The organism is Psychrobacillus sp. L4 (assembly GCF_042944905.1).
In the GTDB taxonomy this organism is placed as follows: Bacteria; Bacillota; Bacilli; order Bacillales_A; family Planococcaceae; genus Psychrobacillus.
Genome location: NZ_CP168496.1, coordinates 2,433,791 through 2,458,360, shown reverse-complemented (window position 1 = coordinate 2,458,360; position 24,570 = coordinate 2,433,791). Strand labels below are relative to the sequence as shown.

The window sequence follows — 24,570 nt, the reverse complement described above, 5'->3', positions numbered from 1 at the left end:
TATCCTTTCAAATAATTTTCTAGCAACAGAGCCTTGCACTTTTCTAATGAACAGGGGAGATAAATATATGATACGAGATATTTTTAGAAATAATCATAAAAAGAAATATGTAGCAATTCCTGCAGATAAAGCCAAAAACGATGTGCCAGAAGGAATTATGATGAAATGTCCTGAATGTAGAAAAAACGTATTTACAAAGGACTTAATGAAAAATTTAAAAGTATGCCCATCATGTGATCACCATATGAAAATGACAGCATTTGAGCGCATGGAAATATTTTTAGACGAGAATTCATTTGTTTCCATGGATAATCATCTTCAAACAGTTAACCCATTAAACTTTCCAAGTTACACTGAAAAAGTAAAATCGGATGTGAAGAAAACTGGTTTGAATGAGGCTGTATTAACAGGAGTAGGAGCATTAGAAGAGCAAAAAGTAGTGGTAGCGATAATGGACTCACATTTTAGAATGGGTTCCATGGGGTCCGTGGTAGGAGAAAAAATTACAAGAGCCATCGAAAAAGCGACGGAACTGCGAGTGCCTTTTATTATATTCACTGCAAGTGGTGGAGCGAGAATGCAAGAAGGGGTTTTGTCCCTTATGCAAATGGCGAAAACATCTGTCGCTTTAAAAAGACATAGTGATCAAGGTCAATTATATATTTCTATTTTGACACATCCAACTACTGGTGGAGTCTCGGCTAGTTTTGCTTCAGTTGGGGACATTAACTTAGCAGAGCCGAAAGCGTTAATTGGATTTGCTGGTCGAAGAGTGATTGAACAGACAGTGCGTGAAAAACTTCCAGAGGATTTCCAAACGGCCGAGTTTTTATTGGATCATGGTCAATTAGATGCTGTCGTTCACCGAAAAGACATGCGTGAAAAGGTATCATTACTTGTTAAAATGCATGTCCATAAGGAGGTTACAACGTGGTAAAAACATTGCCTTTTGAAGAACCGATTGTTCAATTGAAAACTAAAATTGATGAGTTAAAAGAATACACTGCAAGGGCAGATGTAGATATGACAGCGGAAATCGAAAAACTAGAAGAACGATTAAAAAAGCTAGAAAAAGATATTTATGAAAATATGCAGCCTTGGGACCGTGTTCAAGTAGCGCGACATCCAGGACGTCCCACTTCAAGAGATTATATTCAATTATTATTTACAGATTTTATCGAACTCCATGGAGATCGTTTATACGGAGATGATGCAGCAATCATTGGTGGAATTGCGTTTTTAGAAGGAAAACCACTAACAGTTATTGGGCATCAAAGAGGAATTGATACAAAAGAAAATATAAAACGAAATTTTGGGATGCCTCATCCTGAAGGTTACAGAAAAGCTCTTCGTTTAATGAAACAAGCGGAAAAGTTTAATCGCCCTATTATTTGTTTCATCGATACGAAAGGTGCTTATCCAGGGAAAGCAGCTGAAGAAAGAGGACAAAGTGAAGCAATTGCAAGAAATTTAGTGGAGATGGCGGGCTTAAAAGTCCCTGTTATAAGTGTTGTAATCGGAGAAGGAGGAAGTGGAGGAGCACTTGGTTTAGGTCTTACAAACCGTATTCAAATGCTTGAAAACTCTACTTACTCGGTTATCTCACCTGAAGGCGCAGCTTCAATTCTCTGGAAAGACTCATCTCTTGCAAAGCAAGCGGCTGAAGCAATGAAAATTACAGCACCTGACCTGAAAGAAATGCAGATTATTGATACAGTTATTAAAGAAGTGCATGGTGGTGCTCATAGAGATCCTGAAACACAAGCTAAATATATGAAAGAAGCTCTTATTAATTCGTTACAGGAGCTTTGTAAATTAACAGCGGATGAATTAATTGAAGACCGTTATAAGAAATTTAAAAATATAGGGGTTTTTAGTGAGGAGAATGCGTCTGTTTAGACGCATTTTTTTTTTGATCCATTTCGTGTTAAGCTTGAGTTATTAAATACATAGTGTGGAGGGGAAATTTTGAAACGTATAGGTGTTTTAACAAGTGGTGGCGATGCTCCAGGGATGAATGCAGCGATTCGTGCTGTAGTTAGAAAAGCAATCTATGAAGGATTAGAAGTAGTAGGGATTTTTCATGGATACCAAGGACTAATTGAGGGGAATATGGAATTACTAACGCTAGGATCAGTTGGTGATATTATTCAAAGGGGTGGAACCAAGCTTTTCTCCGCACGCTCACTTGAGTTTCGAACGGAAGAAGGACAACAAAAAGCAGTTGAACAGTTAAAAGCAAATGGAATTGATGGGTTAGTTGTAATTGGTGGGGACGGTTCTTATCGTGGATCCATGACGCTAACGAAAAATGGTTTTCCATGTGTTGGTATTCCAGGAACAATTGACAATGATATACCAGGCACAGATTATACACTCGGCTTCGATACTGCTTTAAATACAGTGATTGAATGTATAGATAAAATAAGAGATACTGCAACTTCTCATGATCGTACATTTATTATTGAAGTAATGGGTAGGGATGCTGGTGATTTAGCTTTATGGGCTGGACTTGCAGGAGGAGCAGAAACGATTATTATTCCGGAAGTAGAATTCGATATGGAGGAAATAGTCGAAAAATTAAAGAGTGGGACAGCTCGTGGTAAAAAGCACAGTATCATAATTGTTGCAGAAGGAGTTATGAGTGGTTCGGAATTTGCTTCTCACCTTATGAAGCATGCTAATATTGACACTAGAGTATCTGTATTAGGGCATATTCAACGAGGTGGTTCTCCAACTGGCCGCGATCGAGTGTTAGCTAGCTTATTTGGAGCTAGAGCAGTCGAAGTATTACTTGCAGGACATGGAGGACGTGCAGTTGGCATACAGAATCATCAAGTGGTAGACTATGATATGAATGAAGCATTTGAAAAAGGCGAAGATTTTGATTTATTAATGTATCAATTATCGAAAGAGTTATCCATTTAGTAGAATGGAAATAACTTTTATATAGAGAGGACAGGACTATGAGAAAAACAAAAATAGTATGTACAATTGGACCCGCAAGTGAATCAGAGGAAATGTTACAAAAACTGATTGAAAGCGGTATGAACGTTGCTCGTTTAAACTTTTCACACGGAAATCACGAGGAACATGCGACAAGAATTCAAAGAATTAGAGAAGTGTCAAACAAATTAGGGAAAATTGTAGGGATATTATTAGACACAAAAGGCCCTGAAATTCGCACACATAAAATGGAAAATGATGGTATCGAGTTAGAATCAGGTCAAACAATCGAAATCTCCATGGTCGAAGTATTAGGAAATAGTAGCCGTTTTTCCATTACGTACGAAAAGTTAATCGAGGATGTACAAGTTGGTTCTACTATATTACTGGATGATGGGCTAATTGAATTAATCGTTACAAAAATTAACACAAACGATGGTGTTATAACAACATTTGTTCAAAATGCAGGGACTTTAAAAAACAATAAAGGTGTTAATGTTCCAGGGGTATCTGTGCAGTTACCTGGCATAACGGAAAAAGATTCAAAAGATATTTTATTTGGTATTGAACAAGGTGTAGATTTCATCGCAGCATCATTTGTTCGACGTGCAAAAGACGTATTGGAAATTCGGGAGCTCCTTGAAAAGAATAACGGTTCTCATATTCAAATTATCCCTAAAATTGAAAATCAAGAAGGCGTAGATAATATTGATGAGATTATTCAAGTATCGGATGGTCTAATGGTAGCAAGAGGAGATCTTGGAGTAGAAATTCCTGCAGAAGAAGTTCCATTAGTTCAAAAGAGTCTTATTCAAAAATGTAATGCCGCGGGTAAGCCAGTCATTACAGCTACTCAAATGTTAGATTCCATGCAGCGTAACCCACGACCTACTCGTGCGGAAGCAAGTGACGTAGCGAATGCGATATTTGATGGAACAGATGCGATTATGTTATCAGGTGAAACGGCAGCGGGTTTATATCCAGTAGAGGCTGTACAAACAATGGATAAGATTGCAAAAAGAACGGAAAATGCGGTAGATTATCGATCAATCGTTACGAAGTTAAGTAAAGCTCGGGAAGTAAACTTAACTGATGCAATTGGTCAAGCAGTTGCTCATACGGCGATAAATTTGAAAGTTAAGGCGGTTATTGCACCTACTGAAAGTGGACATACAGCTCAAATGATTTCTAAATTTAGACCGGGTGTTCCAATCATTGCAGTGACTTCCTCTAGTGTGCCTTCTAGAAAGTTAACACTAGTTTGGGGCGTGTACCCTATTGTTGGTAAAAAAGCTTATTCGACGGATGAAGTATTAGAAGTGGCAGTCGAAGAAAGTATTCTTCATCATTATGTGACGCATGGTGACTTAGTAGTTATTACAGCGGGTGTTCCAGTTGGTGAGGCAGGTACAACTAATTTAATGAAAGTTCATGTCATTGGCGATATGGTTGCTAAAGGACAAGGAATTGGCAAGCTTACCGCTTTTGGGAAAGCAGTTGTTGTAAGTAATGCACGAGAACTTCTTGGAAAGGACACCTCTGATAGTATTATTGTTACAATTGGTTCCGATCGAGACATGATTCCTGCTATTGAGAAATGTAAAGGACTCATTACAGAAGAAGGTGGACTAACTAGCCATGCTGCTGTAGTTGGACTGAGTTTAGGTATTCCTGTAATTGTTGGGGTTAACAATGCTACAAGTTTAATCAGTAACGGACAAGAACTTACGATTGATGCTGAAAGTGGTGTTATTTACCACGGTAAAGCAAGTATAATTTAACCAAAAGTAAACCTAATCTAAAAATTGCCTCACCATAAAAGGTGAGGCAATTACCATATATATGGAGGGTGAATACATGAAATGGATTTTAAGTTTATTTATTGTCATTCCAGTAATAGAATTATATATTTTACTTTTATCCGGTAAAACTATCGGAGTAGGTTATACATTTCTTCTCATTTTAGCATCAGGAATAATAGGAGCTTACTTTGTTAAAAAACAAGGAATGAAAGCATTTAGAGAGTTTTCAGATAGTCTAAAAAATCATCAAGCACCTGGAGAAGCAGCTATCAATGGAATATGTGTATTTATTGGTTCTATATTAGTCATTTTTCCAGGTTTTATATCAGATATTATAGGTCTATTACTTTTGTTTGGTCCTTCCAGAAATCTATTTAAACCACTTATTTATAAATGGATTCGTAAAAAAATGAAAAAAGGTCAAGTGATTGTCATGAAGACTTTGTAAAATCTATCCATTTATTTGCGATTAAATAAATAAATGGACTAAATAATATTCCTATTACTCCAAAGATTAAAATGGCTGCTGCGCTTAGAAAGAATACGTGGACAGCCTTTATTTGCATAGAGGAAGACCATAACATGGACTCCACAATATGCCTAGTCAACTGAACAAATACATATAGCAGTAAGATAATGATACCTACAGTATGTTGATTTAGTAAAAAAAAGTAAATACTAAGTGGTATCAATATTAAGCCAGTCCCTAGAAAAGGTATGCTATCAACTAAGGAAACTAAAAAAGCATACTTTAGTGGTTGATGTAGACCTAATATGGTGAAACCAATAGTTAGTAGAATAAAAGTTAATAAAAATAGTTTTACTTCCACGGAAATAAATTTGTTCATAACCCCAGAAGACTTCTTCAAGGCTCTTTCACTAAAACCTCTTGTTTTTTTCGGAAGGTATACTAAAAACCACAGTCGATTTTTTAAAGATTCATGTAACGATAAAAATAATCCCATACTAAAAAGAAAAAGTTCAAAAAAATAGGAAGGTAAGTGAGTGATATAAATCAACAGATTATTCATTAAATTATTTAAAATAGTTTGAAATTCCTCTTCAAACATTGAAAATATTGGAAGTCTTTTTAACTCGATAACCGGTAATTGTACAACATGGCTATGAATAAGTGGTATTAAATCAATGAGAGTTTGTACTAAAAAGAATAGTAATAATAGAATCCCAGATAGAATGAGGAATTCCGTAAGCAGAACACTTAAGATTATTGGAATTTTGAACTTATTGTAAAAAAAATTAGTAATAGGGTGTAAAAAATATCCGCATAAAATTGCTAGAGCTAAAGGGTATGCAATAAATAATATTAGTATAATAATTCCAATTGGTATCCATTGAGATATAATTTCTTTCTTATTTATTTGCAAAGCAATCATTTTCACCCAATCTTTTCAACTATTTGGAAGCTAAAACACTATTTTTTAATATTTTTAAGCGTTTTCATTCACAAAATCGCCCAAATTGATTATAATACAATAGTAAGCATGAAGAAGGTACATTTCATAACCAGATAGATAATTATTCGCTGACTTAGGGAGACAAAGTATTTATTCTGGACAAGAAGGAGAGATTTTTATGACAGCAACTACTCGTGGTTTAGAAGGTGTTGTAGCAACGCAGTCTGCCATCAGTTCAATTATTGATGACACACTTACATACGTTGGTTATGATATTGATGATTTAGCAATAAATGCAAGCTTTGAAGAGGTAGTATTTCTACTTTGGAATAAACGCCTTCCAAAAGCGGACGAACTTGCAGAATTAAAACAACAATTGGCTGATAATATGTCAGTTCCTCAAGAAATACTTAATCATTTCAAAACTTATCCAATCTCAAAAGTTCACCCTATGTCGGCTCTTAGAACGGCTGTTTCTATGCTTGCATTATATGATGACTCAGCTGAAGATATGTCAGATGAGGCGAACTACTTAAAAGCCATTAAACTTCAAGCTAAACTCCCAACTTTAGTGACAGCGTTTTCTCGCGTTCGTAAAGGACTTGATCCCATTGCACCTAAATTAGATTTAGGTTATGCTGCAAATTTCATGTACATGCTATCAGGTGAAATGCCAGAAGAAATTGAAATTGAAGCATTCAACAAAGCATTAGTTCTTCATGCAGATCATGAACTGAATGCATCAACATTTACAGCTCGTGTATGTGTTGCAACCCTTTCTGATATGTATTCAGGTGTGGTAGCTGCTATTGGTGCTCTTAAAGGACCATTACATGGTGGAGCAAACGAACAAGTGATGAAAATGTTAACTGAAATTGGTTCAGTCGACAACGTAGAAGCCTTTATTAATGCAAAACTTGCAAACAAAGAAAAAATCATGGGCTTTGGTCATCGCGTGTATAGAAAAGGCGATCCAAGAGCAAAACATTTGCGTGAGATGTCTAAAAAATTAACAGCTCTTCGCGGAGAGTCTAAATGGTATGATATGTCTGTGAAAATTGAAGATATCGTAACTGGTCAAAAGAATTTACCGCCGAACGTTGACTTCTATTCTGCTTCTGTATACCACTCTTTAAATATTGATCATGATTTATTTACACCTATTTTTGCAGTTTCACGTGTATCTGGTTGGACAGCACATATTTTAGAGCAATATTCAGATAACCGTTTAATTCGTCCACGTGCAGATTATATCGGACCTGGAATGCAAAAATATATTCCAATTGAAGAAAGATAATAGAATTTTCTTAATGTATTAGGGCTGAAACACTTTTGTGTTTTGGGCCCTATGATTATGAAAGTAGGAGGAAATGACAAATGACAACAGGTAAAATAACAGTAGAAAACGGTGTACTTAATGTACCAAACACAGCAATAATTCCTTTCATAGAAGGAGACGGAACAGGTCCAGATATTTGGGCAGCTGCATCCCGCGTTTTAGAAGCTTCTGTAGAAAAAGCGTATAACGGTGAAAAGAAAATTGAATGGAAAGAAGTTCTTGCAGGTCAAAAAGCATTCGATCAAACAGGCGAATGGTTACCACAAGAAACTTTAGATGTTATCGATGAATATTTAATCGCTATAAAAGGCCCGCTTACTACTCCAATCGGTGGTGGTATTCGCTCATTAAACGTAGCGTTACGTCAAGAACTTGACCTTTATACTTGCCTACGTCCAGTTCGTTATTTTACAGGAGTACCTTCTCCAGTAAAACGTCCTGAAGATACAGATATGGTTATCTTCCGTGAAAATACAGAAGATATTTATGCTGGAATAGAGTATGCAAAAGGTACTGATAATGCGAAAAAACTAATTGACTTTTTACAAACTGAATTTGGTGTTAAAAATATTCGCTTCCCAGAAACTTCGGGTATTGGTATCAAGCCGATTTCTGAAGAAGGAACGAAACGTTTAGTACGTGCAGCGCTTAACTATATTCTTAAAGAAGGTCGTACTTCTTTAACATTAGTTCACAAAGGTAATATCATGAAGTTCACAGAAGGTGCTTTCAAAACTTGGGGTTACGAAGTAGCGGAACAAGAATTTGGCGATAAAGTGTTTACTTGGAACCAATATGATCGAATTAAAGAAGAACAAGGTACAGAAGCTGCTGATAAAGCACAATCTGACGCAATTGCAGCTGGTAAAATCTTAGTAAAAGATTCAATTGCTGATATCTTCTTACAACAAATTTTAACTCGTCCTAAAGAGTTCGACGTAGTAGCTACTATGAACTTAAACGGAGACTATATTTCGGATGCTTTAGCTGCTCAAGTTGGTGGTATTGGTATTGCTCCAGGAGCAAACATTAACTACGTAACTGGACATGCAATTTTCGAAGCTACTCACGGAACAGCTCCGAAATATGCAGGTTTAGATAAAGTAAATCCATCTTCTGTAATCCTTTCAGGTGTATTAATGCTTGAGCATCTTGGATGGAATGAAGCTGCAAAATTAATTATGGATTCAATGGAAAAATCTATTGCTGCTAAAGTTGTTACTTATGACTTTGCTCGTTTAATGGACGGGGCAACAGAAGTTAAATGTTCTGAGTTCGCTGATGAATTAATTAAAAATATGTAAACAGTAAATTACAATTGGTTTTTTAGGGAAGGATTAATCCTTCCCTTTTGCATATAAAAAAAAGGAGAGTTTTCTAATGGCAATAAAACGTAATAAGATCTCAGTAATTGGTGGCGGCTTCACAGGTGCAACAACTGCATTCTTACTCGCTCAAAAAGAACTTGGAGATATTGTTTTAGTGGACATTCCACAATCAGAAAACCCAACTAAAGGTAAAGCTTTAGATATGGCTGAAGCTGGCCCTGTGCAAGGTTTTGATGCTAACATCATTGGTACCTCCAACTATGAAGATACAAAGGATTCAGACGTAGTAATTATTACTGCTGGTATTGCACGTAAACCAGGTATGAGCCGTGACGATTTAGTTCAAACTAACCAAAAAGTAATGAAAGCTGTAACTTCAGAAATTGTTAAACATTCTCCTAACACAATAATCCTAGTTTTAACTAACCCAGTCGATGCAATGACTTACACTGTTTATAAAGAATCAGGATTTCCAAAAGAACGAGTAATCGGACAATCTGGTGTACTTGATACAGCTCGATTCCGGACGTTTGTAGCACAAGAACTAAACCTATCTGTTAAAGATGTAACTGGTTTTGTACTTGGTGGACATGGTGATGATATGGTTCCTTTAGTAAGATATTCTTACGCTGGTGGCATTCCGTTAGAAACGTTAATTGACGCTGCTCGTTTAGAAGAAATTGTAGATCGTACTCGTAAAGGTGGGGCTGAAATCGTTAACCTTCTTGGTAATGGTTCTGCTTACTATGCGCCAGCTGCTTCTTTAGTTGAAATGGCAGAAGCGATAATAAAAGATCAAAAACGAGTACTTCCTTCCATCGCCTATTTAGAAGGTGAATATGGTATGGACGGTATTTATCTTGGAGTACCAACTGTATTAGGTGCTGGCGGTATCGAAAAAATTATCGAATTAGAGTTAACAGAAGAAGAAAAAGTATTATTGAACAAATCTGCAGAATCAGTTAAAGCAGTAATGAACGTTTTGGCTTAATGAAAATATTATGAATCGAGCGGAACAAACTTGCTCTATTTAGACTGTAGACAATCTCGATATTAATCGAGATTGTCTACAGTTTTTTTAAAAAGAATAAGAAAGTAAATGAAATTGATATACTAGAAATCCAGTATTTACAACGACTTGAAGTGCTTTTTAATGGTGTCTACCTTACGCAGGATTTCCTATACGTTTTTACTTTTATCGTACACAGTATACGTGAATCAGTGGGTTGATGATTAGAGTTTGTGGAACCTGAAAAAATAGGTAGTATTCTTTGATAAAGAAATGCTGAGCGGACGAAATTGCATCTTCGTCCGCTTTTAAAAGAATAGGAAAGCATCTAATCTCTCATTAACCAAGCCTTATGTACCTTGTCTCTACCAATTTCAAGAGGGCTAGGGACAAACATCCGCAACAAGATTATCGAAAAAAATGGATCGTGAAGTGACTCAGTCACTTCACGATCCACAAAAATTCCAAAGGTAATAGTGTAGCTGATGTTTCGTCCAAAGCACTCAGGAAAAGGTGAAGACCAGGTGTACTTAGTGGACGCTTGCGCTTTTCTTATACTTATTGTTAAGATATAAGTAGTATACTGATTAGGGGATGAAGTGTTGTTATTAGGGAAAACAATCAAAATAGGTAGGAAGATTGAAGAACTCTCTATTGGCGAGAAATTAACCATTACTGAAAAGATAGAAGACAAAGACTTACTTCTATACTTAGGGTTAACGAATGATAACAATCCATTATATATTCAGCATGATTATGCGTCCAAAACAGTTTATGAAAAACCAATTGTTCCACCAATTATGTTATGTGGGGTTATTACATCTGCTATTTCAAAATATTTACCAGGACCAGGATCCCATATAACGAAACAAATATTAACTTATCCAAAACCGGCGTATCATTATTCTGTTATTAAGTTCACTTTTGAGGTGAAAGAAATACATATAAACGAAAATAATGCAATCATTCATATTACTGCATTAAATGAGGATGACCAAACAGTAGTAGATGGGATATTCCATGTTTCACCACCAAAGCTAGAAGATCAAGAAGGTAAAAATGGGAAGTGCTTTTTAGTCGGTTGATTTGGAATGGGGGTTTCAAATCAAATTGGGGGTAAAAAAATGAAAAAAGTATTAGTTGTAGACGATGAGAGTTCAATTGTAACATTATTAAAATATAATTTAGAAGAAGCAGGATTTGAAGTAATTACAGCTAGCGATGGTCGTGAGGGTTTAAATCTTGCTATAAATAACCATCCAGATGTTATCGTGTTAGATTGGATGTTACCATATATGGAAGGTATGGAAATATGTAAAGAGCTTCGTATGAAGAAAATTCAAACACCAATTATCATGCTTACTGCAAAAGATGAAGAGTTTGATAAAGTGTTGGGCCTTGAATTAGGAGCCGACGACTATATGACAAAGCCATTTAGTCCACGAGAAGTAACAGCAAGAGTTAAAGCGATGATTCGACGTTCTAGTATGTCTTCTGAAGCACAAAACTCGGGATCTAAATCTTCCGAAGAGTTATATATATATGGAGCATTACAAGTTTTTCCGGATCGATTTGAAGTTTTACTAAATAATAATCCCATTGAATTTACGCCAAAAGAATTTGAATTACTAGTTTATTTGATTGAAAATAAAAATAGGGTACTGACTAGAGATCAGTTGCTTAGTGCAGTATGGAATTATGACTTTGCAGGAGATACTCGAATTGTGGATGTTCATATTAGTCATTTAAGAGACAAAATTGAAGAAAACAGTAGAAAGCCAATATTTATAAAAACAATACGAGGTCTTGGGTATAAGTTTGAGGAGCCTAAGACCCCATGAAAACGTATAAATCACGAATTTTGCGTACTTATTCAATATTAATCGGAGTAATATTAGCTGGACTAGGAATTGTCCTTGGACAGCTTTTTCCAATTTTTGTTGAACACTCCATAAATAAAATAATGTCCGCGAAATTTGAAAAAGTATCCAACTATTTAAGTACTACTAATCTTCCAAAAGAAGAACAAAATGATATCAATTATATGATATCTTCAACCTTACAAAATGATACCATTTTTAGCGTGCAGCATTCCGTTTGGTTACTTTTGTTTTTTTCGGTAATAGCAGCTTATCTATTGGCTTTATTTCTTGGGGCACGTATATTTAGAAAATATGCTCAACCAATTGATCATCTAACTGAAACTGCGATGGAACTTGCTAGAGGAAACTATCGAATTAGAGCATTCGAAGATGATTTTTCTGGTATGTCAAAATTAAGCAATTCCATCAATATTCTTGCGCGAAATCTACACGACATTTCTATTATGCGTGAAACGGAAAAAGAGCGATTAAAAACGTTAATCGAAAATATGGGCAGTGCTTTAATTATGATTGATGGAAACGGAATCGTTACTATTGTCAATCGTTCCTTTTTAGACCAATTGCAACTATCATTAGAAAATGTGGATGGTAAGCTTTTTCGTAAAATAGGTTTGCCTCATAACATGGAATCATTTATTGATAAGCTCTTTTTAACCGAATCTTCCAATCGAGAACGGCTTCATATTCAGAGAAATCTTCATACATATTATATGGATGCATATGGTGCTCCTGTAATTGGGGAACATGGAAGATGGCTAGGGATTGTAGTGGTCATGCACGATATTACAGAACTTATAAAGTTAGAACAAATCCGCAAAGATTTTGTAGCCAATGTTTCCCATGAATTAAAGACCCCAGTTACTTCTATAAAAGGATTTTCGGAGACTTTATTGTTCGGTGCATATAAAAACGAAGAAACCTTGCTTTCTTTTCTAGAAATTATTCATAAAGAGAGTAATCGATTACAAATGCTTATTAATGATTTGTTGGATTTATCGAAAGTTGAACAAGTGGGATATAAAGTAAATCTAAATAAAGTGAAACTTAGTGAAATTCTCATTCGTGGTCTTGAAATGACTACGCATTTAGTGGAAGAAAAAAATATAAAAATGGAAACATCAGTGGATGAAAATGTTCATGTCTTAGGAGATAAAAATAGACTCATTCAAATAATGATGAATCTGCTTGCAAATGCTATTACGTATTCTCCCGAAAATACAACTATACATGTGAATATCTATAAAAACAAAACGTTCGGGGTTTTCCTAATACAAGACGAAGGCATAGGAATAAAGAAATCAGAGATTAATCGAATATTTGAACGCTTTTACCGTGTTGACCGGGCGAGAAGTAGGAATTCAGGTGGTACAGGTCTTGGACTTGCCATTGTTAAACATCTCGTTGAAGCGCATCACGGATTAATAGAAATAGAAAGTGAAGTTGGGAAAGGTACAATATTTACTGTGTCTATTCCAATTGTTAAAAGTTAACGGAGGTCAATATGAACAATCAACCCTTTATCCCAATTATTATTGGGACAGATATAAATGCATACAATATGGCAATTTCATTTCATGAGGAATATAATATTAAGCCAATCTTAGTTGGGAAAGAAGAAATGTCTTTCACTAAATGGAGTAATATGATCGACCATGTAGAAATTCACTCCAATCTTTGGGATAAGACAGCATTTGTTGCGGTTTTAACTGAAGTTGCAGAAAAATACAAGGTTGCTGGAAAACAATTATTGCTTATAGGCACGAACGATTTTTATGTACGTTTGATTATTGAACATGCTGAAGTCTTGGGAAAAATGTATGTCTTTAACTATATGTCAGAAGAACTGATGAATAATTTACTCGTGAAAGCGAATTTTTATAAATTATGTGAGGTACATGGGATTGATGCACCTAAAACTTACTACTATTCTTGTTTAACAAAGGAGCCTTTCTTGGAAGAAGTATTATTTCCTTTAATTGTTAAACCGAGCAATGGTGTCCAATATTATAAAAATAAGTTCCCGGGGCAGCAAAAAGTATATCGCGTAGAAAATAGAAAAGAGTTAAATGATGTTATAAACCAAGTAAATGCAAGCGGATATGTAGAAGATTTAATCATACAAGATTATATTCCAGGCGACGACACCTACATGTGGGATTCTGTGTTTTACATGAGTTCGAAGGGTAAAGCACAATTAAGTACATTTGCCCAAGTTGTGCTTCAGGAGCACACTGTAACTGCTATTGGTAACTACACGGCACTTATTACGAGATACAATGAGGAAATGATGCTAAAACTTCAACATTTCTTAGAAGCAGTAGGTTATGTGGGATTTGCAAACTTCGATTTGAAATATGATGAACGGGACGGTAAGTTTAAAGTATTTGAAGTAAATATTCGACAAGGGCGATCTAGTTATTATACGACTGCCTTGGGACATAATATGGCGCGTTATTTTGTAGATGATGTTATTTACAACAAAGAAAAACCACTTACCTTGTTAGACGAACATTATTTATTTACGGTCGTGCCTAAAATTGTTTTGAAAAAGTTTGTAGATAATAAAGAAATCCAAACAGAAATTAAACAACTTTTGAAAGAAGGAAAGTGGGGTAACCCACTGTTCTATAAAAAGGATAAGCACTTAATGCGTAAGTTGTTTTTACTAGCACGTCAGTTTAATTACTACAAAAAGTATAAAAATAATAATTGGTAAGGGAAATTTACATTATTTTCACATTCTATTTACAATCATTTGCTATATTGAAATAGACCCCTTTTCCAAATGATTTGTCTAAAAAAGCTAGCGCATTGCTAGCTTTTTTTTATTTTAGTCCATGTTTCTTAATTGTTACGAAAGTGTTACTGGTGCCAGGCACCAGTAACACTTTTGTAATAATCTTTATTTTTTGAAACTAAAAGCGTGGTTACTCCGTAGAAGAGATATACATAGAAAGGGGAAATGAAATGAGTACTAAGAGATTGATTTCTATCATTGTTGCTTTATTTATAGGGGTTATTTTATTATCTGCTGTATTTACTTCTTGGTATACAGTAGATGAATCGGAACAAGCAATAGTTATAACATTTGGAAAAGCTAGTGATCCTATTACAGAGTCTGGTCTTAAATTTAAGATACCTTGGCCAATTCAAAAAGTAGAAAAGCTTTCAAAGGAGACGTTTAGTCTGCAGTTTGGATATAAGCAAGCGCCAGATGGAGAAATTACCTCCTTTGATAAGGATACAAAAATGATCACAGGAGACGATAGCATTGTCTTAACGGATTTAGTAGTTCAGTGGAAGATTACAAATCCAAGAGCATATTTGTTTAACTCGGAAAATCCTCTAGAAATGCTTCATGATGCAACATCAGCTTCCATTCGTTCGGTTATCGGAAATTCGAAAATAGATGATGCGCTTACATCTGGAAAAGCTCAAATTGAAGCGGATACAACGGACTTACTTGCTTCATTAATTGAGAAATATAATATTGGAATTACCGTACTTACAGTCAAATTACAAGATGTAGAGTTACCAAACGATGAAGTGCGTTCCGCATTTATGGCCGTAACAGATGCAGAAGAAACAAAAAATACAAAGGTGAACCAAGCTGAAAAATATGAAAACCAAAAAATGAGTGAAGCAATTGGTGAAAAAGATGCGATTATTTCAAATGCAGAAGGTATAAAAACTTCTCGCATCGAACAAGCAAAAGGGGATGTAGCGTTATTTGATAAATTGTTCGCAGGATATCAATATAATAAAGAGATTACGAGAGAACGACTTATAATGGAAACGTTAGATGTCGTATTACCGAATGCACAAATTTATATTATGAATGATGAAAGTGGAACGATGAAATATTTACCACTTCAAACTTTAGAGTCTAAAAAACAAACGAATCCTCCAACCGGTACGAATACAGATACAAAAACAGAAGAAGGGAGCGGACAATAATGGCGGATAATAATAATCCGTTTTCCAACTTAGAAGCAAAGTTTAAAACTGTAGAAAATAAACCTAAAAAGGAAAAAGCACCTGTTGATTTTAAAAAACACTATAAATCATTTATTACTATTTTTCTAGCTTTTATCGTGATAGTTATTGCACTTGCAAATGTGTACGTTGTGAAAGAAGGAGATTACAAAATAATTCGCCAATTTGGTGAAGTAATAGGTGTAAAATATGAACCAGGTGTTTATATGAAAATTCCATTTGTTCAAAGTGTAACGACAATACCAAAATATCAAATGAACTATAAACTTTCTGAAAAAGAAATAAATACGAAAGATAAACGACGTATCATTATCGACAATTATGCGGTATGGCGCGTTGTAAATCCAAAAGAAATGATCAAAAGTGCAGGTAGCTTAGTTAATGCTAGTGCTCGTATGGAAGAGTTCATCTATTCCGTTGTTCGTTCAGAGCTTGGTCAATTAGAATATAATGATATTATTAATGATGAAAATTCATCTAGAGGTAGTCTAAATGATAAAATTACAGCCGAAGTAAATGAACATTTACTTAAAGATAAGTATGGTATTGAAGTAGTCGATGTTCGTATTAAACGAATAGATTTGCCAGAAGAAAACGAGCAATCTGTTTATAATGAAATGATCTCTGAACGGCAAAAGATAGCGCAAAAGTTTTTGTCAACCGGTGATGCGGATAAACGACGTATTGAGGCGGAAACGGACCGTAAAGTAAAGGAAATGTTAGCAACAGCTAAAAAAGAAGCTGCCATTATTGAAGCAGAAGGAGAAGCTGAAGCTGCAAAAATTTATAACTTATCGTTTTCGAAAGACCCTGAGTTCTATTCGCTCTACCGAACACTAGAATCCTATAAGAAAACAATTGGGGCGGATACGATGATTATAATTCCTTCAGCCTCTCCATATGCAAGAATTCTTTCGGGATACTTAGAATAGTATATGAATCGTCATTCCCCTTACTCTCGTGGTAAGATATAGGGAATGACGATTTTATTTTCCAGTCTAAGTTAAGCGGAAGTTTCCGCATTTTAAAATAGGGAGTGATTGTTAATGGCATCTGAAAAAGTTCTTTTATTAGATGGAAATAGTCTCGCGTATCGAGCTTTTTTCGCCTTACCTTTATTAACAAATGAACATGGCATACATACAAATGCGGTTTATGGTTTTACACTAATGCTTCAAAAAATTATGGAGGAAGAAAATCCAACGCATATGCTAGTGGCATTTGATGCTGGAAAAACGACCTTCAGACATTCTACATTTGGTGAATATAAAGGTGGAAGACAGAAAACACCCCCGGAACTTTCGGAGCAATTTCCGTATGTCCGCAAATTAATCGATGCTTACGGTATTAAACGATACGAGCTAGAAATGTACGAGGCAGATGATATTATTGGAACACTTTGTAAGCAAGCAGAAGATAAAGGACAACAAGTAATTGTAGTATCTGGAGATAAAGATTTAACGCAGCTTGCTACGGAAAATACAACTGTATATATCACAAGAAAAGGTATCACTGATATTGAAAAATATACCCCATCTCATATTGAAGAAAAATACGGTTTAACCCCTCTTCAAATTATTGATATGAAAGGGCTCATGGGGGATGCTTCAGACAATATTCCTGGGGTTCCTGGGGTTGGTGAAAAAACAGCTATCAAACTGTTGAAAGAGCATGGATCTGTCGAAAGCTTGTATCAAGCATTAGATACAGTGAGTGGAGTGAAATTAAAAGAAAAACTCACGGCAAATGAAGAACAAGCAAAAATGAGTAAAACGCTTGCTACTATTGAAACAAGCGCTCCTATCGAAGTATCAGTAGATGATTTGATATACAATGGTCCAAATATGGATGAAGTGACCGCTGTATGGAAAGAACTTTCTTTTAAAACGTTACTAGATAAATCAGAACACATTACAGATGAACAAACGACTACAGAAGTGAGTTTTGAAATTGTAGACGATATTAATCCATCTATTTTAAAAAGTAAGATGGCGATTCATCTGGAAATGTTTGATGAACAGTATCATACAAGTGAATTGTTAGGGATAGCCCTTTTTGATGGGGAGCATTCCTATTTTGTCTCTGGATCTAAAGCTTTTCAATCTGAAGTCTTTTGTGAATGGCTGGAAGATGAGACGAAAGTAAAATATTTAGTTGATTCGAAAGCTACTCAAGCTGTTAGCCGGAAACACAATGTAAGTCTACAAGGTGCTGATTTTGATTTATTGCTTGCGGCTTACATCGTTAATCCTTCCATTTCTTCGGATGATGTTGCTACAATTGCGAAAGAATTTGGATACTATGAAGTGCTGACAGATGAAAATGTGTATGGTAAAGGTGCGAAAAAAGCAACTCCAGTGTTAGAGAAACTTGCGGAGCATGCTTGTAGAAAAGCACAAGCAGTTTGGACATTAATGCCTAAACTAGAAGAAAAATTAGAGGGAAATGAACAATACGGTTTATACAAAGATTTAGAATTACCGCTAGCATCCATACTAGGAACAATGGAATCCGATGGTGTGAAAGTGGATGCACAAGTTTTAAAAGAAATGGGTGTAGATTTGGAACAAAAACTACGCTCTATTGAAAAAGATATTTATGCTTTAGCGGGACAAGAATTTAATATTAATTCGCCAAAGCAGTTAGGTGTTATTTTATTTGAAAAAATAGGATTAACGCCATTGAAGAAAACCAAAACAGGTTACTCTACAGCTGCGGATGTACTTGAAAAACTTGAGAGTGAGCATGAAATTATTTCGTATATATTAAACTATCGTCAATTAGGGAAGCTTAACTCTACGTACATCGAAGGTTTAATGAAAGAAATTCATGAAGGTGACCAAAAAATTCATACAAGATACCAACAAGCCTTAACCTCAACAGGTAGACTAAGTTCCATTAATCCGAACTTACAAAATATCCCTGTTAGATTAGAGGAAGGTAGAAAAATTAGAAAAGCGTTTGTTCCTTCTCATCCAGATTGGGTGATGTTCGCAGCTGATTATTCACAAATCGAACTACGAGTCCTTGCGCATATGTGCCGTGATGAGAAATTAGTAGAAGCATTTAATAATGATATGGATATTCATACGAAAACAGCGATGGACGTATTCCATGTTGAAAAAGACGACGTGACATCTGATATGCGACGTGCTGCAAAAGCAGTAAACTTTGGAATTGTCTATGGCATTAGTGATTATGGTTTATCTCAGAACTTAAATATTACGAGAAAAGAAGCAGCAATATTTATTGAAAACTATTTAAACAGTTTTCCTGGTGTAAAAGAATATATGGATGATATTGTTCGGGAAGCAAAACAAAATGGGTATGTGACGACTATTCTAAATAGAAGAAGATACTTACCTGAAATTACGAGCTCTAATTTTAACCTTCGTAGCTTTGCGGAACGGACTGCGATGAATACGCCGATTCAAGGAAGCGCCGCAGATATTATTAAAAAAGCGATGATTGACATGGCGAAACGATTAAAAGAAGAAAATATGCAAACGAAGATGTTGCTACAAGTGCATGATGAACTTATTTTTGAAGCACCAAAAGAAGAGATTGCATTACTCGAAAAAATCGTACCAGAAGTAATGGAGGCAGCAATCAAGCTAATCGTTCCTTTAAAAGTGGAATATGCATATGGTTCCTCTTGGTATGAAACGAAGTAAGGAGTTTTAGTATGCCGGAATTACCAGAAGTAGAAGGATTAGTTCGTTCGTTAAAACCAATCGTTACAGGTAAAACAATTCTATCAGTGGACGTTTCAGAAACGATTATTGCTTCTAAAGCAAATGGAAAAGAAGCGATTTTAAAAGGATTAGATGTAGAATCTTTTCGTAAAGCATTACAACATATGACGATTGAAAGTATCGAAAGACGGTCCAAATATATTTATTTTCATTTAATGAAAAATCAACTACCCTACCTACTCGTTTCTCATCTTGGTATGTCAGGCGCTTGGTTTTATGTGAGAGGCTTACATGAAATTTTAGAAGATAAATTTAAACGGCACACGCATGTCATCCTCCATCTTGTTGGGGGTGACATGCTCGTTTATGCAGATATTCGTCGTTTCGGTGAGTTGCGTTTTCTAAAGAATGAAGAAGATCATCCGCCTTTATTACTAATGGCTCCTGAGCCTTTTGACCAAAATGCTTTGGATCATTATTTAGGTATGAGTATGCTGTCTAAGTATGAAAATAAAGCGATTAAAGAATTTATAATGGACGGTCATGTTGTTTCGGGATGTGGAAATATTTATGCAACAGAAGCATTGTTCCGAATGCGAATTCACCCAGGGAGAAAAGTGAAAAGAATTAGTAAAGAACGTAAAATACAATTATTCAACGAAATTGTTATTGTTCTATTAGATAGTATTGAGCAAGGTGGAAGTAGTATTTCTGATTACCGAAAAATTAATGGTGACTCAGGGAATATGCAAAATAGATTGCAAATGTATGGAAAAAAGAAGTGCCCTATTTGTAATAGACAAACACTGCAACAAACAATTGGTGGGCGAACGTCTACTTATTGTGGAACATGTCAGAGGTAATGGAGGAAACAAATGATTATTGGTTTAACAGGAAGTATTGCGAGTGGGAAGAGTACTGTGTCTAAAATGCTGAAAGAACTTGGATATCCGATCATTGATGCTGATTTAGTTGCGCGCATTGTCGTGGAAAAAGGAACAGAAACACTTGAGGCGATCAAAGATATATTTGGAGAAGTGGTTATCTCAAAGGATGGAACGCTAAATCGTGAAAAGCTAGGGGATATTATTTTTTCCAGTCCACATGATAGAAAACAATTGAATGATATTATGCATCCTGCTATTCGTGAAGAGATGCTACGACAAAAAGATGTCTTATTACAAGATGGGTATAACACAATTGTTATGGATATCCCTTTATTGTTCGAAAGCAAGCTTCAATCCTATGTGAATAAAATCTTAGTAGTAACAGTAACGGAAGAGACGCAACTTGTGAGATTGATGGCTCGTAATAATTATTCATTAGAAGATGCAAAGGCAAGAATTCAATCCCAACTACCGCTTTCTATTAAAGAAAAAGGTGCGGATGCTGTCATTTATAACAACGGAACTTTAGAAGATACGAACGAACAATTAAAGAAAATATTGTCTATTTGGGATAGCTAGTTATGAAGAAATAAAAAACTTTTCTGAATTCTAATTTAAGGCTACATGATTGTGATAATGTGTTATACTATTTCAAGGTTATAAAATATAAAGTATCACATAGTTACAGGGGGATTTTTTTCATGATAGCTTCTATCGCAATAAACGGATTTGGACGTATTGGACGAATGGTATTCCGCCAAGCAATTGTACAAGAGGACATTAATGTCGTAGCAATTAATGCTAGATATCCATTAGAAACATTAGCTCATTTGATCAAATATGATTCTACTCATGGCACTTTTACAGGAGAAGTTACAATTGAAGATGATTTTTTAATCGTTAATGGGAAACGAGTTCAAATCGTAAACGATCGTGACCCAGCAAATTTACCTTGGGGAAAATTGAATGTTGATATTGTGATCGAATCAACAGGGAAATTTAATGACGGGGAAAAAGCGGCAGCTCACTTAGAAGCTGGAGCAAAAAAAGTAATTATTACAGCTCCTGCGAAAAATGAAGATGTAACGATTGTTATGGGTGTAAATGATCATCAACTAGACGTATCCAAACATCAAATAATTTCAAATGCTAGTTGCACGACCAACTGTTTAGCTCCTGTTGCCAAAGTGTTAAATGACACATTTGGTATTGAAAACGGACTAATGACAACAGTGCATTCGTATACAAATGATCAAAATAACTTAGATAATCCGCATAAGGATTTACGTCGTGCTCGTGCTTGTGCTCAATCTATTATTCCTACTTCTACCGGGGCAGCAAAAGCACTAACGATTGTGTTGCCAGAATTAGAAGGAAAGATGCATGGTATGGCATTGCGTGTACCTACACCTAATGTTTCTTTAGTAGATTTAGTTGTAGACTTACAAAAAGATGTAACTGTCGAAGAAGTAAATGCTGCATTTGTAAAAGCTTCAGAGGGATCGATGAAAGGGATACTTGGTTTAACGATGGAACCACTAGTATCTATCGATTTCAATACGACCACAAATTCAACGACGATCGATGGTTTAACAACAATGGTTATTGGGAAACGTAAAGTAAAAGTTCTTGCTTGGTATGATAACGAGTGGGGTTATTCAGCACGTGTAGTAGATTTAGCGAAAATGGTTGCTTCAGCTCTTTAATTTACCTATCCTCTTTCAATTTTTTTGAAAGAGGATTTATTATGAGTTGCATAATTTTTAAAAACAACATATAATGAGAATCGTGTACTTCACGTACACAGACTACTTAAAGGGTTAGGACCTCTTTGGACTAACTTTCCCCCGTGGTAGTCAACTTTGATTTTTAAAATTTTATACCAAATTTTATCAAAGGGGGAAACGGACATTGGAAACAATGGGACGTCACATTATTGCAGAACTATGGGAGTGCGATTTCGACAAACTTAACGATATGCCATTTATCGAGCAAACTTTTGTTGATGCTGCTCTAAGATCTGGTGCTGAAATCAGAGAAGTTGCATTTCACAAATTTGCGCCACAAGGTGTAAGTGGAGTCGTTATAATTTCCGAATCGCATTTAACGATTCACAGCTTTCCAGAGCACGGTTATGCGAGCATTGATGTGTATACATGTGGTGATTTAGATCCATCGATTGCAGCTAACTATATTGCAGATGCTCTTAATGCTGGAACACGCGAAACGATTGAAATGCCCCGTGGAATGGGTCCACTAAGTGTACCTAAATCACGTTTGACAGTTCAAGCATAATAGACTTTTAGCCAAAATGAGTGAGCAGAGGAAGAGATTCCTCTGCTTTTTCGATTTTATTGAAGAATATTGCTATAATAGGTATACAAATTAACGGTAGGAATTAGGAGAGATCAATATGAGATGCCCAACTTGTCAATATAACGGCACAAAAGTTGTCGATTCACGTCCAGTAGATGACAATAAGGCCATTAGAAGAAGGAGAGAATGTGAGGATTGCGGATTTCGGTTCACAACATTCGAAAAAGTAGAAGAAACGCCATTAATTGTTGTAAAGAAAGATGGTTCTCGTGAAGAGTTTAGTCGTGAAAAGGTATTACGCGGCCTAATACGCGCATGCGAAAAAAGACCAGTTGCGTTAGATGAATTAGAAAATCTTGTATTTTACATCGAGAAGGAGTTGCGAAGAACGGGTAATTCAGAAGTTAGGTCAGATGTAGTTGGAGAAAAGGTGATGGATAAATTATCAGGTATAGATGAAGTTGCCTACGTTCGATTTGCATCTGTATATCGCCAATTTAAAGATATAAATGTTTTTATAGATGAAATCAAAGAAATATTAAAGAAAAATCCGTCTTTATAAGAAGCAAAGGGGAGTAGGCGCAATTGTCGATGTTATATAAGGAGCTACAGCCAGCTGACATGTATAAAATTCGCTTGCCATATTCTTTTTCAGATTATGATCGTCAATTATTAACTTTATTTTATCAACCATTAGTTGGAGCAGAAGGTATTAGTTTGTATTTAACCTTATGGGCGGATGGAGAGTTAAAAAGTAGCGAACAATGGCCACACTACCAACTGATGAATGTGTTAGGTGTTTCGATTGGAAAGATTTTTCAAGCGAGAATCGCTTTGGAGGCAATAGGTTTACTTCGTTCATGGCAAAAGACAGAAGAGGGTACACGTTTTTTTCATTACGAACTTGCGGCTCCTTTAGATGCTGAGTCCTTTTTAAAGGACCCGCTATTATCAATGTTTTTACTGAACAAAATTGGGGAAAATGCATATAAGCAATTGAGAAATCGATTTATTCAAATGTCCAACTGGAATGAAGGATTTAAAGATGTTTCTCGTACGTTTATGGATGTATTTAAACCTTCTACAAAAAGTGGTGAACAAATTTCATATGACGATGAATTTGAATCGAAGAAAAGAAATAATTCACTTCCGTTTTATTATGAGGATTTTGATTTTTCTTTATTACAAGAAGGTTTGTCCGAGCAACTCGTTCCGAAATCTGCGATGACGATCGAAGCAAAAGAAGTAATAGCAAAACTCGCTTTTTTATATAATCTAAATCCAATTGAAATGCAAAAAGTTGTCATTCTTGCATTAGATGATGAACTGCAACTAGCTGAAGCGAGATTAAAAAAAGCGTGCGCCGATTATTATAAATTGACGGTATCGAAAAAGGCGCCAATTATACAAAATGTGACCCAAACTAAAAATACAGTTCCTGAAAATAAAACACCTTTAACAAAGGAAGAAGAACTTATTCACTATTTAGAAACTACTTCCCCTGTGGCTGTTTTAAGGGATATTGCTAAAGGAAAAGAACCTATACTTGCTGATGTTCAGTTGGCAAATCATTTAGTGACGCACTATAATATGCCTGTAGGTGTTGTGAATGTTCTATTGCAATATGTGCTCCTACGTACTGATATGAAGTTAACGAAAAACTATGCAGAAAAAATAGCGTCTCATTGGATGCGAAAAGATGTAAAAACAGCGAAAGAAGCAATGGAGCTTGCTCGAAACGAACATGAACAATATATGAAATGGAAAAATGAAGGTTCTAAGCAAAAGACTTATGCGAAAAAACCGACACGAGAAGAGAAAGTACCAGATTGGTTTTACAAAAAAGACGGAGAAACGAAACAATCTGGGGAATCGACCAATGGAATTCAAAATATAGAAGAAGAACGAAAAAAACTTTTAGCTGAACTAGGCGTCACGGAAAGGTAGGTGGTTT

The 24,570-nt window shown here is 35.5% G+C and carries 22 protein-coding genes; 21 read left to right on the top strand and 1 reads right to left on the bottom strand.

Annotated elements, in window-relative coordinates:
* The first annotated feature begins 67 nt into the window (after positions 1 to 67).
* The 5 genes from accD to ACEPXG_RS11805 all read left to right on the top strand — a co-directional run bounded on the left by accD (position 68) and on the right by ACEPXG_RS11805 (position 5,196).
* Positions 68 to 937: an acetyl-CoA carboxylase, carboxyltransferase subunit beta gene (accD, locus tag ACEPXG_RS11825; protein WP_151700595.1), complete on the top strand. Its 870-nt coding sequence runs from the start codon at positions 68 to 70 to the stop codon at positions 935 to 937.
* A complete protein-coding gene (gene accA / locus ACEPXG_RS11820) occupies positions 931 to 1,899 on the top strand; it encodes an acetyl-CoA carboxylase carboxyl transferase subunit alpha (protein WP_151700594.1) in 969 nt (322 codons plus the stop codon). The genes accD and accA overlap by 7 nt, the downstream gene beginning before the upstream one ends.
* A gap of 69 nt (positions 1,900 to 1,968) precedes the next feature.
* A complete protein-coding gene (gene pfkA / locus ACEPXG_RS11815; RefSeq protein WP_391202530.1) occupies positions 1,969 to 2,928 on the top strand; it encodes a 6-phosphofructokinase in 960 nt (319 codons plus the stop codon).
* A 38-nt stretch (positions 2,929 to 2,966) separates the two neighbouring features.
* Entirely contained in the window at positions 2,967 to 4,727 is a 1,761-nt protein-coding gene (gene pyk / locus ACEPXG_RS11810; RefSeq protein WP_391202527.1) for a pyruvate kinase, read from the top strand.
* 76 nt (positions 4,728 to 4,803) lie between these two features.
* A complete protein-coding gene (locus ACEPXG_RS11805) occupies positions 4,804 to 5,196 on the top strand; it encodes an FxsA family protein (RefSeq protein WP_391202524.1) in 393 nt (130 codons plus the stop codon).
* On the opposite strand, the gene ACEPXG_RS11800 is transcribed toward ACEPXG_RS11805, so the two are convergent.
* Positions 5,180 to 6,142, bottom strand: a complete 963-nt coding sequence (locus tag ACEPXG_RS11800) for an AI-2E family transporter (protein WP_391202521.1) — start codon at positions 6,140 to 6,142, stop codon at positions 5,180 to 5,182. The genes ACEPXG_RS11805 and ACEPXG_RS11800 overlap by 17 nt on opposite strands.
* A gap of 199 nt (positions 6,143 to 6,341) precedes the next feature.
* Here ACEPXG_RS11800 and citZ point away from each other — a divergent pair, with 199 nt between their 5' ends.
* The 16 genes from citZ (at position 6,342) to ACEPXG_RS11720 (ending at position 24,563) form a co-directional block, all read left to right on the top strand.
* Complete coding sequence (gene citZ, locus ACEPXG_RS11795) at positions 6,342 to 7,460, top strand: citrate synthase (protein WP_391202518.1); 1,119 nt, start codon at positions 6,342 to 6,344, stop codon at positions 7,458 to 7,460.
* Positions 7,461 to 7,540: 80 nt separating this feature from the next.
* Positions 7,541 to 8,806, top strand: a complete 1,266-nt coding sequence (gene icd, locus ACEPXG_RS11790) for an NADP-dependent isocitrate dehydrogenase (protein ID WP_391202515.1) — start codon at positions 7,541 to 7,543, stop codon at positions 8,804 to 8,806.
* A gap of 76 nt (positions 8,807 to 8,882) precedes the next feature.
* A complete protein-coding gene (gene mdh, locus ACEPXG_RS11785) occupies positions 8,883 to 9,821 on the top strand; it encodes a malate dehydrogenase (protein ID WP_391202512.1) in 939 nt (312 codons plus the stop codon).
* A 620-nt stretch (positions 9,822 to 10,441) separates the two neighbouring features.
* Positions 10,442 to 10,924 carry an enoyl-CoA hydratase gene (locus tag ACEPXG_RS11780; RefSeq protein WP_391202509.1) on the top strand — a complete coding sequence of 161 codons (483 nt, stop codon included), beginning with the start codon at positions 10,442 to 10,444 and terminating at the stop codon, positions 10,922 to 10,924.
* A 39-nt stretch (positions 10,925 to 10,963) separates the two neighbouring features.
* Positions 10,964 to 11,680, top strand: coding sequence for a response regulator transcription factor (locus ACEPXG_RS11775; protein WP_391202506.1), 717 nt, complete (start codon positions 10,964 to 10,966; stop codon positions 11,678 to 11,680).
* Entirely contained in the window at positions 11,677 to 13,212 is a 1,536-nt protein-coding gene (gene pnpS / locus ACEPXG_RS11770) for a two-component system histidine kinase PnpS (protein WP_391202503.1), read from the top strand. The genes ACEPXG_RS11775 and pnpS overlap by 4 nt, the downstream gene beginning before the upstream one ends.
* An 11-nt stretch (positions 13,213 to 13,223) precedes the next feature.
* Positions 13,224 to 14,438 (top strand): carboxylate--amine ligase, encoded by a 1,215-nt coding sequence (locus ACEPXG_RS11765; RefSeq protein WP_391202500.1) that lies wholly within the window; start codon positions 13,224 to 13,226, stop codon positions 14,436 to 14,438.
* 251 nt (positions 14,439 to 14,689) lie between these two features.
* Positions 14,690 to 15,679 carry an FtsH protease activity modulator HflK gene (hflK, locus tag ACEPXG_RS11760; protein WP_151700582.1) on the top strand — a complete coding sequence of 330 codons (990 nt, stop codon included), beginning with the start codon at positions 14,690 to 14,692 and terminating at the stop codon, positions 15,677 to 15,679.
* Entirely contained in the window at positions 15,679 to 16,650 is a 972-nt protein-coding gene (gene hflC / locus ACEPXG_RS11755) for a protease modulator HflC (protein ID WP_391202497.1), read from the top strand. Before hflK ends, hflC begins: the two co-directional genes overlap by 1 nt.
* Positions 16,651 to 16,764: 114 nt before the next feature.
* A complete protein-coding gene (gene polA / locus ACEPXG_RS11750; protein WP_391202494.1) occupies positions 16,765 to 19,392 on the top strand; it encodes a DNA polymerase I in 2,628 nt (875 codons plus the stop codon).
* Positions 19,393 to 19,403: 11 nt separating this feature from the next.
* Positions 19,404 to 20,276 carry a bifunctional DNA-formamidopyrimidine glycosylase/DNA-(apurinic or apyrimidinic site) lyase gene (gene mutM / locus ACEPXG_RS11745; RefSeq protein WP_391202491.1) on the top strand — a complete coding sequence of 291 codons (873 nt, stop codon included), beginning with the start codon at positions 19,404 to 19,406 and terminating at the stop codon, positions 20,274 to 20,276.
* A 12-nt stretch (positions 20,277 to 20,288) separates the two neighbouring features.
* Positions 20,289 to 20,879, top strand: coding sequence for a dephospho-CoA kinase (coaE, locus tag ACEPXG_RS11740; RefSeq protein WP_391202488.1), 591 nt, complete (start codon positions 20,289 to 20,291; stop codon positions 20,877 to 20,879).
* 122 nt (positions 20,880 to 21,001) lie between these two features.
* Positions 21,002 to 22,006, top strand: a complete 1,005-nt coding sequence (locus tag ACEPXG_RS11735; RefSeq protein ID WP_391202485.1) for a glyceraldehyde-3-phosphate dehydrogenase — start codon at positions 21,002 to 21,004, stop codon at positions 22,004 to 22,006.
* A gap of 205 nt (positions 22,007 to 22,211) precedes the next feature.
* Entirely contained in the window at positions 22,212 to 22,595 is a 384-nt protein-coding gene (gene speD / locus ACEPXG_RS11730) for an adenosylmethionine decarboxylase (protein ID WP_387585321.1), read from the top strand.
* A 118-nt stretch (positions 22,596 to 22,713) separates the two neighbouring features.
* On the top strand, positions 22,714 to 23,178 hold the full coding sequence (nrdR, locus tag ACEPXG_RS11725) for a transcriptional regulator NrdR (RefSeq protein ID WP_391202482.1): 465 nt from the start codon (positions 22,714 to 22,716) through the stop codon (positions 23,176 to 23,178).
* Positions 23,179 to 23,207: 29 nt separating this feature from the next.
* A complete protein-coding gene (locus ACEPXG_RS11720) occupies positions 23,208 to 24,563 on the top strand; it encodes a replication initiation and membrane attachment family protein (protein ID WP_391209890.1) in 1,356 nt (451 codons plus the stop codon).
* Positions 24,564 to 24,570: the final 7 nt, after the last annotated feature.

Bases quoted from the DNA above. Each gene is read 5' to 3' on its own strand.
- ACEPXG_RS11720 (WP_391209890.1), top strand. From the start codon at position 23,208: ATGTTATATAAGGAGCTACAGCCAGCTGACATGTATAAAATTCGCTTG.
- nrdR (WP_391202482.1), top strand. From the start codon at position 22,714: ATGAGATGCCCAACTTGTCAATATAACGGCACAAAAGTTGTCGATTCA.
- ACEPXG_RS11800 (WP_391202521.1), bottom strand. From the start codon at position 6,142: ATGATTGCTTTGCAAATAAATAAGAAAGAAATTATATCTCAATGGATA.
- accD (WP_151700595.1), top strand. From the start codon at position 68: ATGATACGAGATATTTTTAGAAATAATCATAAAAAGAAATATGTAGCA.
- hflC (WP_391202497.1), top strand. From the start codon at position 15,679: ATGGCGGATAATAATAATCCGTTTTCCAACTTAGAAGCAAAGTTTAAA.
- polA (WP_391202494.1), top strand. From the start codon at position 16,765: ATGGCATCTGAAAAAGTTCTTTTATTAGATGGAAATAGTCTCGCGTAT.
- ACEPXG_RS11775 (WP_391202506.1), top strand. From the start codon at position 10,964: ATGAAAAAAGTATTAGTTGTAGACGATGAGAGTTCAATTGTAACATTA.
- hflK (WP_151700582.1), top strand. From the start codon at position 14,690: ATGAGTACTAAGAGATTGATTTCTATCATTGTTGCTTTATTTATAGGG.
- mdh (WP_391202512.1), top strand. From the start codon at position 8,883: ATGGCAATAAAACGTAATAAGATCTCAGTAATTGGTGGCGGCTTCACA.
- ACEPXG_RS11735 (WP_391202485.1), top strand. From the start codon at position 21,002: ATGATAGCTTCTATCGCAATAAACGGATTTGGACGTATTGGACGAATG.
- ACEPXG_RS11805 (WP_391202524.1), top strand. From the start codon at position 4,804: ATGAAATGGATTTTAAGTTTATTTATTGTCATTCCAGTAATAGAATTA.
- coaE (WP_391202488.1), top strand. From the start codon at position 20,289: ATGATTATTGGTTTAACAGGAAGTATTGCGAGTGGGAAGAGTACTGTG.
- icd (WP_391202515.1), top strand. From the start codon at position 7,541: ATGACAACAGGTAAAATAACAGTAGAAAACGGTGTACTTAATGTACCA.
- pnpS (WP_391202503.1), top strand. From the start codon at position 11,677: ATGAAAACGTATAAATCACGAATTTTGCGTACTTATTCAATATTAATC.
- mutM (WP_391202491.1), top strand. From the start codon at position 19,404: ATGCCGGAATTACCAGAAGTAGAAGGATTAGTTCGTTCGTTAAAACCA.
- ACEPXG_RS11765 (WP_391202500.1), top strand. From the start codon at position 13,224: ATGAACAATCAACCCTTTATCCCAATTATTATTGGGACAGATATAAAT.
- pyk (WP_391202527.1), top strand. From the start codon at position 2,967: ATGAGAAAAACAAAAATAGTATGTACAATTGGACCCGCAAGTGAATCA.
- citZ (WP_391202518.1), top strand. From the start codon at position 6,342: ATGACAGCAACTACTCGTGGTTTAGAAGGTGTTGTAGCAACGCAGTCT.